General features: G+C 43.5%; 10 protein-coding genes. 4 read left to right on the forward strand and 6 right to left on the reverse strand.

What is annotated here, in order from left to right:
* The first annotated feature begins 343 nt into the window (after positions 1–343).
* On the forward strand, positions 344–2,038 hold the full coding sequence (locus ED312_RS08530) for a helix-turn-helix domain-containing protein (protein ID WP_148044251.1): 1,695 nt from the start codon (positions 344–346) through the stop codon (positions 2,036–2,038).
* A gap of 706 nt (positions 2,039–2,744) precedes the next feature.
* On the opposite strand, the gene ED312_RS08535 is transcribed toward ED312_RS08530, so the two are convergent.
* From ED312_RS08535 to ED312_RS08560, 6 genes are all read right to left on the reverse strand, one after another.
* The gene (locus ED312_RS08535) at positions 2,745–3,257 is read right to left on the reverse strand and encodes a hypothetical protein (protein WP_123215583.1); all 513 of its coding nucleotides are present in this window, start codon (positions 3,255–3,257) and stop codon (positions 2,745–2,747) included.
* Positions 3,254–4,459 (reverse strand): PilN domain-containing protein, encoded by a 1,206-nt coding sequence (locus tag ED312_RS08540; RefSeq protein WP_123215584.1) that lies wholly within the window; start codon positions 4,457–4,459, stop codon positions 3,254–3,256. Before ED312_RS08540 ends, ED312_RS08535 begins: the two co-directional genes overlap by 4 nt.
* Before the next feature lies 1 nt (position 4,460).
* The gene (locus ED312_RS08545; RefSeq protein ID WP_123215585.1) at positions 4,461–6,695 is read right to left on the reverse strand and encodes a type II secretion system protein GspD; all 2,235 of its coding nucleotides are present in this window, start codon (positions 6,693–6,695) and stop codon (positions 4,461–4,463) included.
* A gap of 6 nt (positions 6,696–6,701) precedes the next feature.
* Positions 6,702–8,114, reverse strand: a complete 1,413-nt coding sequence (locus tag ED312_RS08550; RefSeq protein WP_123215586.1) for a GspE/PulE family protein — start codon at positions 8,112–8,114, stop codon at positions 6,702–6,704.
* 4 nt (positions 8,115–8,118) lie between these two features.
* Positions 8,119–8,661 carry a hypothetical protein gene (locus ED312_RS08555; protein ID WP_123215587.1) on the reverse strand — a complete coding sequence of 181 codons (543 nt, stop codon included), beginning with the start codon at positions 8,659–8,661 and terminating at the stop codon, positions 8,119–8,121.
* A 145-nt stretch (positions 8,662–8,806) separates the two neighbouring features.
* The gene (locus tag ED312_RS08560; RefSeq protein WP_123215588.1) at positions 8,807–9,220 is read right to left on the reverse strand and encodes a type IV pilin-like G/H family protein; all 414 of its coding nucleotides are present in this window, start codon (positions 9,218–9,220) and stop codon (positions 8,807–8,809) included.
* Between the two features lie 542 nt (positions 9,221–9,762).
* On the opposite strand from ED312_RS08560, the gene ED312_RS08565 reads away from it, so the two are divergent.
* The 3 genes from ED312_RS08565 (at position 9,763) to ED312_RS08580 (ending at position 18,100) form a co-directional block, all read left to right on the forward strand.
* A complete protein-coding gene (locus ED312_RS08565) occupies positions 9,763–13,128 on the forward strand; it encodes a hypothetical protein (protein ID WP_148044252.1) in 3,366 nt (1,121 codons plus the stop codon).
* A 21-nt stretch (positions 13,129–13,149) separates the two neighbouring features.
* Complete coding sequence (locus tag ED312_RS08570) at positions 13,150–17,478, forward strand: DUF6443 domain-containing protein (RefSeq protein ID WP_123215590.1); 4,329 nt, start codon at positions 13,150–13,152, stop codon at positions 17,476–17,478.
* A gap of 199 nt (positions 17,479–17,677) precedes the next feature.
* Positions 17,678–18,100 carry a hypothetical protein gene (locus ED312_RS08580; RefSeq protein ID WP_123215592.1) on the forward strand — a complete coding sequence of 141 codons (423 nt, stop codon included), beginning with the start codon at positions 17,678–17,680 and terminating at the stop codon, positions 18,098–18,100.
* Positions 18,101–18,118: the final 18 nt, after the last annotated feature.

Genomic DNA, 18,118 nt, shown 5'->3' on the forward strand with positions numbered 1-18,118 from the left:
ATTTTTAAATGACTGATAATGTTTTCATCAGTTCATACTCACCCGGGTGATCAGAACGTTTCATCCGGAAAATTCCGGCAGTTGTGATCGTTGAATTCAAGGGTAAAGCTATGGGGGACAGGAGCACTTTTGCAAGGGCTTGTTCGGCGTTTTCCGGAAAACATCCGGTTATTTTCCGGAAAACGCCGAACCTTATGAATGTTAAAAAACCTCTTGTTTTCAGTAGTTTACAGTATATTTATAGAGGATTCCTTATAAAGGATCAGTTTCATCGGAAAGGGGCGGGCATAAAGCATAAAAGGAGGATTATTAAGTGTGTTTTATGCTCAAATATGTTATGCTTATGATTCATAAACCGATACTTGCCGTATTCTTCTTTGTGACTTTGGTTGTTTTTTCACAGGAATCATCCGTGAGGCCTTATGATACACTTTTAGGGAAAAGTTATGATGCGATTTATCAAAAGATCAGGGATTCTAAACTGGATCGTGTCATCCGGAAAACATATCTAAAGGAATATTTAGACAAGGCCCGGGCCCAGGATAGTTTGGAAAAAATCACTCAGGGGTATAAAAACTACCTGCTATTTGCGCCGAGGGATATAAGGTTAGTCTATGGAGACAGTATGATCGCTTCAGCGAAAAAGACCGAAGATCCCGTGCATATAGGTTCGGCTTACCTGACCATGGGGATCGCCTATTATCGTTTAAAAAAGCATAGGAAAGCCCTGGACCATTACCTGATAGCCAATCAATACCTAATAAAAACAGGAGATGATTACCTGAAAAATAAGCTAAAGTTTAATATGGCCCTGGTTAAACATGATACCCGGTATTATGACGAGGCCATTGTTCTACTAAAGGAATGTGCGGATTATTTTAAAGAGGACTCCCTGGAGCACAGGCCGTATTTGAATACACTGTACCTTTTGAGCAGGTGCCATACCAGGATGGAGAATTATGGACTCAGTTCAGAGATCATCGGGTTAGGAATTGCCGAAGGCAGAAGGCGTAAGGATACCAGTAGAGAAGTGTATTTCGTCCAAACCGAAGGAATGAACCTTTGCCTGACAGCCAAATATGCACAGGCCATACCGAAACTAAAGGCTTCCCTAAAGCGGATCCGAAAGGAAAAGGATGATTTTGCCAATGTTGTTCTGGGAAATTTCTACCTGGGGAAAAGCTATTGGGGCCTTGGAGAGCGTGAAAAGGCTGTAGGTTTTTTTGAAAAGGTGGATTCCAGTTTTACGGCCTGGGATTACACGAAATGGGAATATCTGGAAGGGTATACACTACTGGAAAGGTATTATAGATCGACCCATGACCTGGAGCTTGAACATCATTATCTGGAAAGACATATCCATGCCCTGGAATTTATGGACCGGCAACAGCAGGACCTGGCTAAAAAGTTCAAAAAGGAGTATGATATAAAAAGGGTACAACAGGAAAAGGCAGAAGTAGAAATGCTTTTGCAGGCCAAGGCCAAACGTGAAGTCCTTTGGATCGCATCAGGAGGACTTTTATGCCTTCTGTTGGTAGGATTGATCTATAGGGGATACAGGATAAAAAGAATTTACAAACAACGATTTGATGCTTTTACAAAAGGACAAAGATCTCGGGGAAGGAAAAAGAAAGCGAAACCCCTCAAAAACCTCGATATCCCTCGGGAAACTGTTGATAAGGTTTTAAAGCAACTAGATACCTTTGAAAAAAATAAAAAGTTCTTGGATAAAGAAGTCTCCGCTGGGAAACTGCCTGCTATTTTAGGGGTAAACGCCAAATACCTATCCCTGATTGTAGCTTTGTATAAAGAGGGGAGAAAAGTGGTGGAATATCTCAACGATCTTAGAATAGACTTTATTATCGACCTGTTTGAAAAAGATCCGAGAGTATTGCATTACAGCAATAAGTATCTCGCCGGGGATGCCGGGTTTAACAGTGAAAGAGCTTTTTCCGATGCGTTTAAATCCCGAACGGATATAAGTCCTAAATTTTTTATTCAGGAATTGAAAAAGAAAAAGATATGTTCATCAACTTGAAATTTTAGGAAACACATTAACACCTTTGTTTATTTAAGCTTGTTTGGAAGTAAGCTGTTGATACAAAAAATCATAACAAACAACCTCATAAGGATTTAGATTTAAACAGCCGATTCATACACATGTGAGTATAACTTACATTCAAAGGGTTTTAATCGACTTGTAAACTTCTTTATTGGCCTAGGATAAACGGCTTTTGTCATCATTTCAACAAAAAATTATTCAAAAACCTGTTGCATTGGGTAATAACGGGATTTTAACCGTTTTGTTGGTCTTGGCATGCCGAGTATGTATCCAATAACCGCCATCTATCCCTTTCCGAATTTGATTTATGTTCAGCTTCTTGACATCATATAGGCCAGTCCCGTATATCAGCTAAAGATAAATATATATTTATCTTTTTTAAACAGCTTTTTTTCAAGTCGTTGGTGTTCCTTTGCTGTCAAATATTGGCGATCTGATTTGATGTATTTTAATTGGAATTTCTGGAAAGGGTCTTTTCCCAGCCGTTCCATTCCACATGGGTTTTAGGCTTGAAGGTACGCAGAAACTATTCAAAATTCCCCAAATTTGACAAAGAACCACTTTGTCCGTTCTTTCCAATTTATGGGTTTCCTGTATTTTATAGCCTTCAGCTTTTGTAATATTCCGATGCTGTAGTGTTGTATAAACTGAATATTTTTCAGTAAAAGAAAGTTTTACATCATCAATCAAAATTCCGTACCAGCAAATTCCCTTGCAGGAATTCTTTCCCGGTACGGAAATTTTTCTTTTTTTCCAGGTTGAGGCTTACCACTTCCCCGTAGCCTGTTTGTTGTTCCAGGCGGTAGGTAAAGGCCAGGATATCGTTATAACCGCCTTCTACCGTAAGGTCATAGGTGTGAATTTTAAGTCCTTCTTTTTCAAAAATATGAGGTTCGTGAAAGGCGATGACCTCGAGGTTCAGTTCATCCGCGTTTTCGTTTACCGCTTTCAGGAGGTTGTGCTGCATGGAAGTGCCGCCGATCTTGTATTTGCGTAGCAGCGAATCGTAATAAGCATTTTTTTCATTGAGGACCGATAACTGCCTGGGAATATCATTAAACAGGGATTCCTCCGTTTTCAGGGCATTGTACTCACTTTTGGTACGGACCGTATTGGAAATAGCCAGGGTATAGCAGAGGAATAAGACTATGAGAAATACCACAACAGCAACTATATTTTTGTTCCGGGAGGTCATGGATTGTTTTTTATGGTTAACATAATGGAGAACGAAGCACCGGAAGCCGAGGAGCCGTAATCCCTGATAGAGACGTTTTCGGTCCAGTTCATGGCTTCGAGATTTTCGATCCATTCGGAGAAGCGGTTGCTGTCCGCGGATTCCCCGGAGATCATAATCCGGTCTTCCTGTAACAGCACTTCCTGTCCTTCCCTGATCTGTTTTTGCAGCGGTTGGTAGCGGAGCTCCTTCAGAAGGATGGAAGCGGGGAGGGCCTGTATAATCCGGTCGGTGTAATAGGAGCTCCTGGAGCCGGAGGAGGACCGGATATCCCCGACAACTTTTTCTTTTTTATCCACTTCCTCTTTCAGTTTCATAAAATTCTCCCGGTTAAGCCGGTTTACTTCCGAGGCTTGCTTTATAACTTCGGTTTTCCCGAAATAATGGTTAAAAACCATAAAATTAGCAAGCAGCAGGACAAGAAGGAAAACCAGGGCGCTGCGGACGAACAGCCGGAAAAAACGCCGGTGGTAAAACTCCTGCCGGAAGTAAGTATTCCGGTCCGAAAAGTTGGAGATGGAACCGGTATTTCCCGTGATGAGCCCCAGTACGGCAACAAATCCGGGCAGGTGAGGCCCGGGGATCTCCAGTCCGTTTACGGTATATGTGGTACCCGGTACAGTCTCTTCTTTCCGGATATCCGCAAGCAACCCGTCCGCAAATATCACCCTGGCGTTGGAAACCCCGGTTTCCCCGTTCCCGGTAAATGCGGCCAGGTGCTGCATACACAATAAGCCCAGGGAGAACCCGGAAGGAGTATACCCTTTGTCTTTCAGCTCCCCGAGTATACGGTCTATATATGCTTTCCGGCAGATGGCAATAAAAGCACGTTCCCCGGAAGGGACGACTTCATAGTAAAAATCATCTATTTTAATATTCGGAAAAGCTTTGTTCACTATAGCGATATCCGCATTCCCGGTGGTCTCCGTAATTCTTGTAAGTATGTTATTGGTATTGATAATAACCAGGGTATGGTGATGGGCGGACAGGGTATCCGGGAGATCGTCCGGCGCGTTGGTGCTGCCGCTTTCCGTAATAAGGATCTCGTCTTTCTGTCTTTTTACAACGGTACTTATCCACCCGGTGCCTGCGGAGGTTTCCGAGAGTTCCAGCGCCTGGAATATATGGCCTTCCCTGAGGTATGTAAGGATATCTCGGATCATATTAATAGATAACCGTAGGTTTGATCAGCACCGTGAGTTTCTTTTTAGAATCTTCCCGTTTTCTGCTGCTGAACAGCCATTTTATAATAGGGATCCTGGACAGCAGCGGTACACCGCTCCCGGAATCGTTCTTCATTTTTTCTTCCAGTCCGCCGAGGACCACCAGGTCCTGGTCCTGTACACGGATAATGGAACTGAACTCCCGCGAGGTAAGCCCGGGAGGGGCGTCTTCCTCGATCCGTTCACCACTGAAGTCGGACTGTATGACGTTGATATCCAGGGTGATTTGTCCGTCTCCCGAAACCAGGGGTTTGATGCTTACGGCCAGTTCCGCGTCTATAGGCATATAATTGCGTATTTCGGAAGACTGCGGTATCTGCGACCCGTAATAATTCTGGTTGGTGACGACATAGTAGGTCGTTTCCCCGATGGAGAGGTGCGCCCTGTGCCCGTTAAGGGTGGATAACTTAGGCGTAGACCGGATCTTTACATTGCCATTGGCTTCCATAGCTTTGATAGTAGCAAAAAACTCGGGGACCACTTTACCTACATTCAGCGAACCGAACCCGTCGAATCCGCCGATAACCCGGTTTACGGTTTCGGCACCCAGGGTGAGATCGGTATTGGGAAAAATACCTCCTTTGGTCTTTGTCGGCTTGTCGCCTATACCCCAGCTTATACCGGTTTCTACGGTGGCCGTACGGCTTACTTCCAGAAGCATGACTTCTATGAGGATTACCGGTACCGGTTTGTCCATCTGTTTGATAAACGATTTGAAACGGTTGATGTTTGCAGCAGGGCCACTGACCAGGAAGCTGTTCAGTTCGAAGTCTATTTTGATGTCCAGGTCGGCAATGATCTCTCCCGGAAGGATATTGACCAGGGCTTCGGCCTTACTGTTGTAGGAGCTGAAATTATCGGAATTGGAGGTGTTGAGTGACGAGGTAGGACGGTTGAGGTTATTGTTGCCGTAGGTATTGCTATTACCGTACATATTTTGCCCGCTATTAAACCCGCCGCCGAGATAGTTGATACCCCCGGGCACCGTTCTTCCGGAAGAACGTGTGGAACCGCTGTTTCCGGACGGGTCGCCCAACAGTTCCACGGAGCGGTGCATGAGCTGTACGATCTCTACTTTACGTACGCTAAGCTGGTTGGCCATGCCGAAAAAGTAGATATTGCCTTCCTTCTTAAAAGTGAAATGACCATCGGAAGGAGCAACTGCTTGCCGTATGCCGTTATTATCATTGTTGTTATTACCAGAATTCCGATTATTACCACGAGCAGCAAGGGGCTGGCCGCTTTCGAATATCTTTTCCAGTAACTCGTCAAAAGTTATGCTTTTGGCTTTGAACGTAACACTACCCGCATTTTCCAGCGGCGTGGCCGTGTAGATGTCCAGCTTAAGGTCATAGCCTATTTCATTGATGATGTTGGCAACCGGTGTATTGTTGAAATCCACTTTTAGGGTCATGGAGGTGGTATCCAATACTTCGTAATAAAAATTAGCACCCCTGGGAGCCCGCATGGGCCTGTTTTGAGGCGGGATGTTTCCGCCCGGCTCTCCCTCCGGCCCGGCAGATAAATATGCCGCATCGAACAGGTAAAAACCGTCCCTGGATTTGCTGTAGATCAGGTTATTGGTAGCGGCAAGGTTTTCCATGGCCTTGTCAAAATCAACATCTTTCAGGTACATCCGTAAGGGAGTGTTTTCCAGTTCGGAACTGTACAACAGGTTATGACCGGATATATCGATGATCTTGCGGAAAACCTTCCCGAGGGGATCATTGTCCAGGTCCATGGAAATAAGATCGTCCGCAGGGTCGTATTGCACCCGTATCGCTTTCTCTTCGGGAATTTCCTCCGGGGGTGTATACTGGTGTATGGAGAGAATGTTCCCCGTGAAATCGATATCCAGCTGGTACTCCTTGCACAGGAACACCAGCAGGTCGGCCACGGTAACATCCGAAAAATTATTGACTATGGTGATATTCTGCAGTTCGGGCGATACGTTAATATTTACTTTATGCACCCGGGACACGGCCATCAGAAAGCCGGAAAGAGGGACATTGTTCACGTTAATATCCGTTTTGAAGCTCTCGGTAAGCCCGGGGTTGTCCACAGACAGGGACTCCAGGTGATTGCGGATGCTCTCTATGCGCCGGGAATCATTGTCCTGGGCAAGGAGAGAGGTTGCAATACATAAAAACAGGCACAGCGTAATTTTTTTTATCATAAGCGATCAATCCATCAGCAAGGCATATACTTCCTCGACGGACGTTATCCCGTCCCGTACCAGTTGTATGGCATTGCTTTTTAAGGTGTTAATATTATTCTCCCCGAGATAGGTCTCTATTTCAAGGGTGTTGTTTTTAATATGCTCTGCAAGACCGCCGGTTATGGGGATGATCTCGTAAATGGCTTTTCTGCCGCTGTAACCGGTATGGTAGCAGGCGTTACAGCCAACGGCCCGGTAATGGGTTTGCAGGGAAGCGGGTACGCGGAAGTTTTCGGGAAAAATACTTTTTTCTACGGGAACTTCCTCCTTACAATGATCACATAATTTCCTTACCAGCCGCTGGGCTACGCTGACATTGAGCGTACTTGCAATTAAAAACGGCGGTACTCCCATATCTACCAGGCGGGATACCGTTGCCCAGGCGGAATTGGTGTGAATGGTGGAAAGTACCAGGTGACCGGTAAGAGCTGCCCGGATAGCCATATTGGCTGTTTTTACATCTCTGATCTCCCCGACCATGATCACATCCGGGTCCTGCCGTAGAAAAGTACGCATGGCCGAAGCGAAATCCAGGCCTATGTTCTCTTTGAGCTGTACCTGGTTGACGCCTTCGAGGGTGTATTCTATAGGATCCTCTATAGTGAGTATATTGGTTTTGGGATCGTTGAGCAGTTTCAGCGTGGCATACAGGGTTGTCGTTTTCCCGGACCCGGTGGGGCCGGATATGAGTATGATACCGTTAGGTTTACGGATACTCTCTTTAAACATTTTCAATTCCCTTTCTGTAAAGCCCAGTCCGCTCAATTTAAACCTGCTCGCGTCTTTACTCAGGATACGAAGCACTATTTTTTCACCGTGCAGGGTAGGCAGGGAGGAGACCCGGATGTCGAACTCGCCGGTATCGGAATTCACCGTAATACGCCCGTCCTGCGGCAATCTTTTTTCACTGATATCCAGGTTGGCCCTTATTTTTATCTTATTGATGATCACCGGGTATTCTTCTATGGGAATATGGAATTGCTCTATCAGTTTTCCGTCCAGGCGATAGCGTACCCTGCACTTTTCTTCATAAGGCTCGAAATGAATATCACTGCTGCCTATTTCTTTGGCGGTAATGAGTATTTTCTCCAGGAAATCCGGCGTATAGCGAAGGTTCTCCCCGGGGATTTGTTCTGCCTTCCTGTAATTGGTAGCGAGATACCTGTTTAGCTCTTCTTCGGTATCGCCATGCAGTTCTATCTTACTTCCCAGGATGATCTCCAGTTCTTCTTTCAGTCCCGGGAGGGCCTGCTTGTCTGTTTTAAAGGTAATATGGCCGTTTTGTTTACTTACAGGGACAATGCGGTAATGAAAGGCCTGCTCCGCACTGATAAGCTGCTGTAAACCGGTTTCTATATGATATGAGTTCAGTTCCATAGGTCTAGGTCAAATATAGGGAAGGGGAATCAAAAAAGAGGGAAAACGTAAATACCACTATAAAAAAAAGCGCCATATATCCGGCCAGGGGAACAGTCTGCTGCGGTTCAGTGGGATTCCTTCCGGAAACAGGTTCTCCTGTTTTTACCGGCACCGGCTTAAAAAAGTTCCGCGAAACCGGAAAGCTATGCAGTAAAAGGGAAAATATTATGGAAAAAGTAAACAATACGACAAAGGTTACCGAGGGAAAGCCGAGGGCGACGGCGATAAAAAAGAACAAATCACCGGCACCGAAGCTGCCGTTTATAAAAGCGGACCGGAGTTTAAAACGGGAATAGAGATAGAGTATTCCCAGTATGATACTTATAAGTCCTAGGTTTATACCTATGGAAATCCGGAACACAGGCCTGTCTGCCTGGAAAAAATGCAAACCGCCCAATAAGAGAATGGCCAGGACAAACAGGAAAAGCGATACCGCCCGCGACCTGTAATCCTGGTAAAAAATAACTCCCAGTACTGCTATAAGGCATATTTTTACGAAAAGCATGATCCTTAGCTTTTTGGCAGATCAAATCTGTATTTGAAATTATTGTTTTACTCACCTGTTGGCTTAAAGCCGAAAAAGGGGGAAGAAGCGACTTTTATACCACAGGGTTTGTATTCTTTTATTATTTATCTGTCCGGCTTTACAACTAATCTTTTACCGTTTGTTTTGGCACACCGTTTTCATCGATTTCCCAGACATTGAACACCCCGTTACCGTTAAAGTCCGTCACCGCTTCCGCCCTGGCTTTGAAGGCCGAGTTGGTGGCTTCGATGATCTCATACTTATAATTGGCCGTACCGTTTTCATTGACCGTTTTCGGCGGTTCGAAATCGAGCTCGTTAAAATCCGTGGAAAATTTGGAATACATATACCTGTACGTATTCTGCGCATTGTAAATAGCTTTGAGCTGGGTCTGGGCCTCCACGCTTTTGGCCTTGGTGATCAGGGGCATGAGGTTGGGCAGCGCTATAAGCAACAGTATACCTATAATGGCCAGGACAATCAACATCTCCTGGAGATTGAAAGCGGGAATTTTTTTGGTCAGCCTGGATGTATACATAACAATACAAAGTGTTTGGGATAAAAGTAGTAAAATTTAAATAGCAGTTAGGATAAAGAAAATGAAAAATAAGGAATTAGTACACTGGATTTATAAATTTAGGGAATAACCCATCAATAGGTTACAGTAGTAGTCTAATTTTATAATATCCATAGAAATGATGTATTGTTATTTTTTTATAAATCGTTGATATTTAAAAACCTAAGTATATGTGTGATGTAGTGATATTATGGAAATTATAACACGGCTTTTATAAATACAGAGTACAAGTTGTTGTCTTCCCTATCATTTTTGTATAATATTACAGCCGAAAATAAAAGATTGTTGACCAGAAATAGAAATCGTTGTTTAACTTAAAAAGCCAATGAAACAAAGCTACATTTCCCCAACGAATTTACTACCCTTTAATATCCATAAACCTCTTTCCCTTTTTCAAGAATGGGTATCAGTTTGTGATCTGTCAAAATTGAAAATCAATGGGCTTTAAATATCCATTGAATAATGTATAATAATTATTGATTAACCTGTTAAATAAACGAATTGTGAAAAAATATTTATTCCTGTTTCATTTGATGTTTTATGTGCTCTCTAGTGCCCAGGAATCAGGGGACTATATACCCAAAGTATATCCTTCCTCACCGGATACCTATAACCTGGGGACCTATGGTAATATAAATATCGGCGAGTATACCGGGACCATGTCTCACAGTATTCCCTTATACGAGTATACCATAGGAGATATCAAATTCCCTGTTTCCTTACAGTATTCCAGTAACGGTATCAAAGTGGATGAATATAATCCAGTTGTAGGGCTGGGATGGAGCCTGAGTGCCCATGGTATTATATCCAAAATTGTAAGGGATAGGGAAGACGGACTGTCCGGCGGGGATATTAAATGGCAGAACGACAATACTCCGGATCCCAATAACGGGGGGTATCCTGCATTGCGATTAAATTTCTATGAAAATGCCGGGTTACAGGATTTATGGGATACGGAGAAAGATTTGTTCCGGGTCAATATACCCGGAGGGTTTTCCAATTCTTTCGTTAAAAAAATCGGAGGTGACGGATGGTTACAGGAGAAAAAAACGGATTTTAAAATAGAGACGATAACCACCCCGGATCTTAAAACCGGTTTTTTAATCACGGCACCGGATGGGATTAAGTACTATTTTGAACTTGTAGAAACAAGTACAAACCGGGTACATGGCGGAGGGCGGAATATGCCGGACATCTCACTTTCCTCGGCATTTTTTCTCACCCGCATAGAGGACACCAAAAATAATATCATGTATTTCGAGTATGAACCGGCGGGGTCCTCATATACTTCTCACAAATCGGATGTGTATAATTTTTTTGTTGATAGTTATAATTTCAACTGTAGTGCCGATGTAGGGGGACTGCCTTTAAGTGGAATAGCCGGATTTCACGAAAGATCAAATCTTGTCAGGTATGATACGTACAGAATTAAGAGTATCAGTAATAATATAAACCAGCAACGCATTGCGTTTAATTATGTAACTAAATTCAGTGATACCGAAAACAGAGGAAACTTTTTGGATGAAGTGACCTTGTATGGGAACAGTAAAATAGATTCGTATAAACTGGATTACCTGATAACACCCAATAACAGGGTTTTCTTGAGAAAAGTGTATTCTACTATTTCCCAAAAAGTGCATGAATTTGAGTATATCAATCCCGAACTTTTACCCAAAAGACTTTCCAATGCCCAGGATTTTTGGGGTTATTACAACGGTGTTACCCAAAATAGACATTTGATCAGCAAGGTGGAAAATCTTATTCTGGATAATATCAATTTCTCCTTCGCTAACAGGGAACTCAATGAAGAGTTATCCCAAACGGGCTTATTGTCTAAAATAGTCTACCCGACAAAAGGATATACAAAAATACATTACGAACCTCATACCAAGTGGGGAGAAAAAACGGATGTAGCTCCTGCAAAAAGCAAATCCCTTAGCGTAATGACAGACCAGTCTACATGGACTAAAACCGAGAGTACTACATTTTACTCGGGTAAGAAACAACAAATAAAATTTATTGGAGGTGCAAGTTTCAACCAAGAGGACTGTTCGAGCAATACACACCAGGTCCGGGTATATCTGAAAGTTAAAAACCTCTCTACGGGGGAATATGAAGACCTGCTGATATTAAACTCGCTGGGCTATGGCACCGCAACAAATACTTTTTTTTACCCCGGGGGAGAAAATATATTTTATGTTGATGTAGAAGCAGCTACTGAATACGAGGTATCCCTGGAGGTGTTGCGAATGTGTCATGGAGGCGGAGTGAGTTTTAAATATATTGATACTCCGGATGATGTTTACGATACGAATCTCCCGGTTGGAGGTAACAGGGTTGCAAAAGTGGAGGATTATGCCGGTGGTGCTTCCGCTCCTGTAATTACGAAATGGTATTATGCCCATAAGGACAATCTTTCCCGATCCTCCGGGGTTTCGTATCACAAACCGATACTGTGGAATTATTCCGAAGGGGTGCATTATTGCCCTCCTCCCGAGGGAAATCCTGCATTCTATAAATATACGCCGTACCGGTATATCAGTGTACATTCCAACAGCCTGATTCCATTATTCGGAAATGAAAGTCAGAATGTAAGCTATGAATATGTTACCAAGAGTGTCGGGGGGGAGGATTTTGAAAACGGAGGGAAGTTTACGGAATACATTGTGGATATTGATCCTATTGCTTCCAATTTGTTTGGCAGTGGTAATTACCGGGGCGGAAATTTTACAAACCAGGGCTGGAATAAGGGATTTGTAAAAAAAGAAGAAGTCCTGAAAAAAACAGGGAATAGCCTGAGTGTTGTCAAAGAAACGATTAATGAGTATAAATATATTCAAAGTAACAGGGAGGAAATCAATAATATCATCGGGATTCCCCATGGAGGCTACCAGAGAATGACTAAACTCACCTATTACTGTACCGAAGAAGATATCACCAAACAAGGCACAGGTTATAATCCATGCTATGGCCAGTCGACCGGATACTATATTACCTATCTGCCCCCGGAAAGACTTGGGATGTTTGTAGAATTACTTCAGTACAAATTTATTTCTCATGATTATAACCTGGCCAAAACAACGACAAACGAGGTCCTGGATGATAAAATTGTAAAAACTACAATAGATTATAATTATAACAGCCCGCACCACAAACAACTGACTTCGCAGGTTACGGAATTGTCCGACGGAGGGAAAACCACCACAAACTACCGGTATGCCCAGGAACAGGGAAACCAGTACCTGAAGGAGAAAAATATGGTAGGCGTTCCGATACTTACCGAGGTTAAAAAGACTGTTTACGGTGAAACCAGGACCATATCCAAAGTGGAAACACGGTACCCGGTAAGCACATCGGATGCAAACAGTAAAACGGCAGGGCTTCCTTTACCGTATTCCGTATTGTCTTATGATAACCATAGTGCGGATACGTACCTGGAGATAACTTATGATAAATATGATTCCAAAGGAAAACTGCTGCAATACAGTGAGAAAGGGGTAAAGCCTACGGCTATTGTATGGGGATACAATCAAAGCCATCCCATAGCCAAAATAGAAGGGGCCACTTATAGCCAGGTTTCCCCGCATATTTCCGGTATTGTCAGTAAATCCAATGCCGATGCTGTTACCGGGACAACAGTGTCCGAACAGGAACTTATCACAGCTTTGGATAATTTCAGGACGAACAGCGCCTTGTCCGGTTTTCAGATCACTACGTATACTTACGATCCGTTGATCGGGGTCACCAGCATTACCCCTCCCAGTGGTATCCGGGAAATATATAAATATGACCCTGCCAACAGGCTGGAGAAAGTTGTGGATGTGAACGGGCATCTTTTAAAAGAATATAAATACCACTATAAAAATTAACCAGGCTAATCCGTGCGTGTGATGAAAAACAATACGATTTTACTATATTTTTTTAGTATCGCTTTTTTCTGTGTTTTCCCGGTATTCGGACAACGTTCCTATATTAAGGGCCCGTCGCTGGTGTCTTATAAAAGCACCTCTACGTATCTGCTTATGGGAGCAAGCGGTCCTTCGGATGCCCAATGGGGTGTACAGGGAGGAACCATACAAAACTCAGATAAAACCAGTGCTACCATCCGGTGGGACGGGGACATTACTAGCGGGAGGGTCTCTTTCAATTCGTCCTCAACGGGGACCCTTACTTTGGCCGTTAGTATAACAGATGTGCCTCCAAGAATACCTGCCAATCCAAAGATTACGAATACGGACTGTACCAAAGCGACACTTTCCCGTAACGGTACCCCTCCCAGTGGGGTTACCTGGTACTGGCAGGGTAAGAACAGTAATGGTACCAGTACCAACCTGGGTTCCGGTAGTACGTATACGGCAGCGCAAGGCAGTGGTGTTTATTATATCAAGGCAAGGAACAGCGATGGTATATGGAGTGAAGGGTCGGGTGCTGTACATATAACCATTCCGAACGATCTTCTAGACGTACCGCCGTTACCTTCAATAAAGAATAATTGTGGTAATACGGTTTTAAGCCATGGAAATCCTCCCAGTGGCATTACCTGGTACTGGCAGAGCAGTGCCGGGGGGACCAGTACCAGTACCTCTAATTTGTCGGCAAGCATCACCCTGACCAGTGGCACAGTATACTACCTAAGGGCCCGTCACGACAGTTCGGGTTGCTGGAGTGCTGCGCGTACCATAAATTATACGGTAACCCAGCAGAAGACCTGGTATGCCGATCCTGATGGAGATGGTTTCGGGGACGCTTCGGATACGAAAGTTTTCTGTAGCCAACCGGCCGGTTATGTGGAACGGGCCGGAGATAATTGCCCGGATGTTTACGGTGATGCCAATGGCTGCCCGGATGAAGATTATAAAGCCATTACCTTGAGTAATGAAAATTATATCTATACCCGTACCTATCAAAAGGAAATGACCGCTTCTGGTGGAATTGAGAAAAATGCGGATGTTTTGGAATCCGTAGTCTATTACGACGGCCTTGGGCGTCCCAAACAGGAAGTTTCCGTTCGCCAGTCTCCGGGCATGCACGATGTGGTACGTCATATCGGCTATAATGCCGTTGGCCGTCAGGACAAGGAGTATTTACCCTTTGTACCCGATCCCGCCCAGGGTGGTTATGGTACGTTCCGTACAGGGGATATGGCCGGCGGTACCGCGGCATACTACCTGGATCGTTATGGTTCTGATTTTACAGGGATGAATGCCTCCCAGGCCAATGCCTATTCCCAAAAGCAGTTTGAAGCATCGCCTTTAAACCGTGTGGAGAAACAGGCCGCCCCAGGTAAGGATTGGAAGCTAGGGAACGGCCACGAGATCGAATTTGGCTATAGTACTAATACGGCGACTGAAGTACGGTTGTTTCAGGTTTCCTTTTTGAATGGCAACCCGGAGGCTCCACAGCTGGAAGCAGTTGCGAACAAACACTATGGAGCAGGGCAATTGTACAAGACCATTACCCGGGATGAGAACCACAGCGGGACCACGAAAGACCATACCACCGAGGAATTCAAGGATAAACAGGGCCGGGTGGTGCTCAAAAGGACATATAATAATGGCAGCCAGCACAATACCTTCTATGTTTATGATGATTACGGGAACCTGACGTATGTGATCCCTCCTAAGGTTAATATCTCTGAGGGGATATCTACTGCAGAGCTCAACGAGTTGTGTTACCAGTACAAATACGACGGCAGGAACCGTTTGATAGAAAAGAAGCTTCCTGGAAAGTGGTGGGAATCTATCGTTTACAATACGCTGGACCAACCGGTGATGACGCAGGACTCGTTATTAAAGGCGCAGAAAAAATGGCTTTTTACCAAGTATGATGCCTTCGGCAGGGTGATTTATACCGGGCAGACGAGCCATAGTCAAAGTCGTGGAGAGCTTCAGGCAATTTTCAACAGGGCAGCCAAAAAGTATGAGACCCGTATCCAATCCCCGGCCTCTCCTACCGCCATCCAAGGAATGAATGTTTACTATACCAATGTGAGCCCGCCTACTGGGATATACCAGGTATTTACCATCAATTATTACGACGACTATATGTTTGACCTGGCGGGTTTAACGGTACCAACAGCGGTATTGGGGCAGGCTGTGAACATGAGGACCAAAACCCTGGCTACGGGGAGTAAAACAAGAGTGCTGGGTACGAACCACTGGATCACCACGATCCATGCGTATAATTCCCGGGGGATGCTTATTTACACGGCCACCAAGAACCCATACCTGAACACGACGGACATTGTAGAGAACCGGCTGGATTTTGTGGGTAAGGTGTTGGAAAGCAAAACCACCCATACTAAAGGTAGCAATGCCGCCATAGTTACGGTGGACAAGCTTACATACGATCACGCAGGACGGCTGCTCACTCATACGCAGAAGATTGGAAACCAGGCAGAAGAACTCATAGCAGAAAATGTATATGATGACCTGGGTCAGTTAAAGGTAAAGAAGGTGGGGAATACCCCAAGTAAACCTTTACAGGAAGTCAACTATGCCTATAATGTACGAGGCTGGCTTACGGGGATTAATGATGTGGACAATCCTGGTGGCAAACTATTTAACTTCCAGGTCAATTATAACAGGAGCCGAAGCGGAACAGTCCTCCCATTATTTAACGGTAACATAGCAGAGACCTATTGGAAGACAGCCAATGACAATACCATGAGGCGTTATGCCTATACCTATGATGCCCTGAACCGGATCACCTCCGGGAAGTTTAACGGCAGCGGGCAAACCGATCGTTATACGGTAAAGGATATTGGCTATGACAAGAACGGGAATATTACCAAACTGACCCGTAACGGTCATCTTGTAGCCAACCCTGTTCAAAGCAATGCGGGCCATTTTGGAGAAATGGACAAGCTGACCTACGCCTACCATAATGGAGGCAACTTTTTGGTCAAGGTAACTGAGGCTCACACAGCCAATAAGACCTATGGCTTTAAAGATGGCAGTAATACGGATAACGATTATGCCCGGGATGTCAACGGTAATATGACAAGGGATAAGAACAAGGGTATTACGGGTATCACCTATAATCATTTAAACCTTCCTACCCAGGTCAGTTTCGGAAGCAATAAAATTGTTTATATTTACGATGCCTTGGGCACTAAATTAAAGAAAGAGGTTACCCAGGGAAGTTCTGTGACAGGTACGGAGTATGCCGGGAAGTACATCTATGAGAACAGCCAGTTAAAGCAGGTAAGCCACCCCGAAGGGTATTTTGAACCGAAGGCTGGCGGAGGGTACCAATACGTATATCGATATACTGACATCTGGGGAAATACCAGAATTACCTACGCGGATGACAATGGTGACGGTGTTGCAAGCACTTCGGAGATCAGAAGGGAGCAGAACTATTATCCTGGCGGATTAGAACATCGAGGGTATAATGGAGCTATGTCCGGAGTGAAGAACAATCTGAAAACCTACCAGGGACAGGAATTTACCGAGGACTTAGGCTTAAATACCCACGAGTGGAAATTTAGGGTAAGCGATCCTGCAACACTCCGCTTCTGGCAAATAGACCCTCTTGCCGAAGATTATTATTATAACTCTACCTATGCGTTCCAGGAAAATAAGTTGGGGTTAGGTATAGAATTGGAAGGATTAGAATTAAGTAGGACAAGAGGTGGTACTAACCAAGTATCAAATAGTATTAACAGAGCATATAAGGAAGTCACAAATGTCCAACGAGAGATGAACCTGCAAGGAGCAAATGGAGACCAAGCTACAGAAATAGCAAGGCGGGAAAGAGTGTCAGAATATTCCAATGCGGCAGGTGGAATAACTGAAGGAGTAGAAGACATATCTAAAGGAGTGGTCTATTCTACGGGAGATGTAGTGGATGAAGTAGGAGATCATATAGAAACGGGGGCCCTAATTGCAGCACCTTTTACCGAAGGAGCTTCTTTGACGGCTTTACCTTTGGCTGAAAGTATGCAAGTTACAGGAAAGGGGATGAAAATTGCAGTACATATGTCCGATGAAAATTATACTGGCGCCTTGAAAGAAGGAGCCAGTATTCTTGGGAATAAAGTCATATCAAAAGCTACTAAAAAAATTATTAGTCACTCTAAAAAAGTTGGAAATATAGAAACAAAAAAGCAAGAACAGACACAAGAAACAGCATTAGGAGTTGTCGGTAAATTTTTTCAGGAAGTATTTAAGAGAACAGTAGAAATCTTTAGTGAAGATGATAACGTTATTAAATAATGAAATATTTACTATATTGAAATGAATGGTAATTTTTTTATAGGTGTCTTTCTTTTAGTAATAGGAATCCTATATGGAGTATGGAATCTGAGAAAAAAAACTGAAGAATACCCTAATACATTTACAAAAGTGGATTCTGTCAATTCATGGGGGATATCAATAATATTGATTGTTGTTGGAGTAATTATGATTGTAAAAAATGTATAAAAGGCATATAATTATATTATTATTTTGTAGCTTCTTTTCAAGCTGTACTTCTTTTAATCCCTTGAAAAAAGGTACATTTTCTTTGTATGAAGATGACCAATTAATTTGCACTATTTATCGATTAGAGAATTTTCAAATAGAGAAATGTCAAAAAGACAATCCTTTATATGCTAAAATACAGTGGCAATCTAGAAATTCATTCATTATGGAGGGAATAGAAAAAGAAAAAAAAGGGGTTGATACCCTGAAATTTTTAGTTAGCTTTAAAGAAATAGAGCAAAATAAATATTTATTAAAGAGTATTCCGGTGAATAGTGATATCAAATATGAATATAAGGCCGTCTTGGTAAAAACGAGTTCAACAATTAAAAGACAATATTTAGATACTTTAGTTTATTTAAACAAAACCAGATAGTATAGGTGTATGTACTGG

Source organism: Sinomicrobium pectinilyticum, assembly GCF_003725735.1.
In the GTDB taxonomy this organism is placed as follows: Bacteria; Bacteroidota; Bacteroidia; order Flavobacteriales; family Flavobacteriaceae; genus Sinomicrobium; species Sinomicrobium pectinilyticum.

Bases quoted from the DNA above. Each gene is read 5' to 3' on its own strand.
- ED312_RS08530 (WP_148044251.1), top strand. From the start codon at position 344: ATGATTCATAAACCGATACTTGCCGTATTCTTCTTTGTGACTTTGGTT.
- ED312_RS08535 (WP_123215583.1), bottom strand. From the start codon at position 3,257: ATGACCTCCCGGAACAAAAATATAGTTGCTGTTGTGGTATTTCTCATA.
- ED312_RS08540 (WP_123215584.1), bottom strand. From the start codon at position 4,459: ATGATCCGAGATATCCTTACATACCTCAGGGAAGGCCATATATTCCAG.
- ED312_RS08545 (WP_123215585.1), bottom strand. From the start codon at position 6,695: ATGATAAAAAAAATTACGCTGTGCCTGTTTTTATGTATTGCAACCTCT.
- ED312_RS08550 (WP_123215586.1), bottom strand. From the start codon at position 8,114: ATGGAACTGAACTCATATCATATAGAAACCGGTTTACAGCAGCTTATC.
- ED312_RS08555 (WP_123215587.1), bottom strand. From the start codon at position 8,661: ATGCTTTTCGTAAAAATATGCCTTATAGCAGTACTGGGAGTTATTTTT.
- ED312_RS08560 (WP_123215588.1), bottom strand. From the start codon at position 9,220: ATGTATACATCCAGGCTGACCAAAAAAATTCCCGCTTTCAATCTCCAG.
- ED312_RS08570 (WP_123215590.1), top strand. From the start codon at position 13,150: ATGAAAAACAATACGATTTTACTATATTTTTTTAGTATCGCTTTTTTC.
- ED312_RS08580 (WP_123215592.1), top strand. From the start codon at position 17,678: ATGTATAAAAGGCATATAATTATATTATTATTTTGTAGCTTCTTTTCA.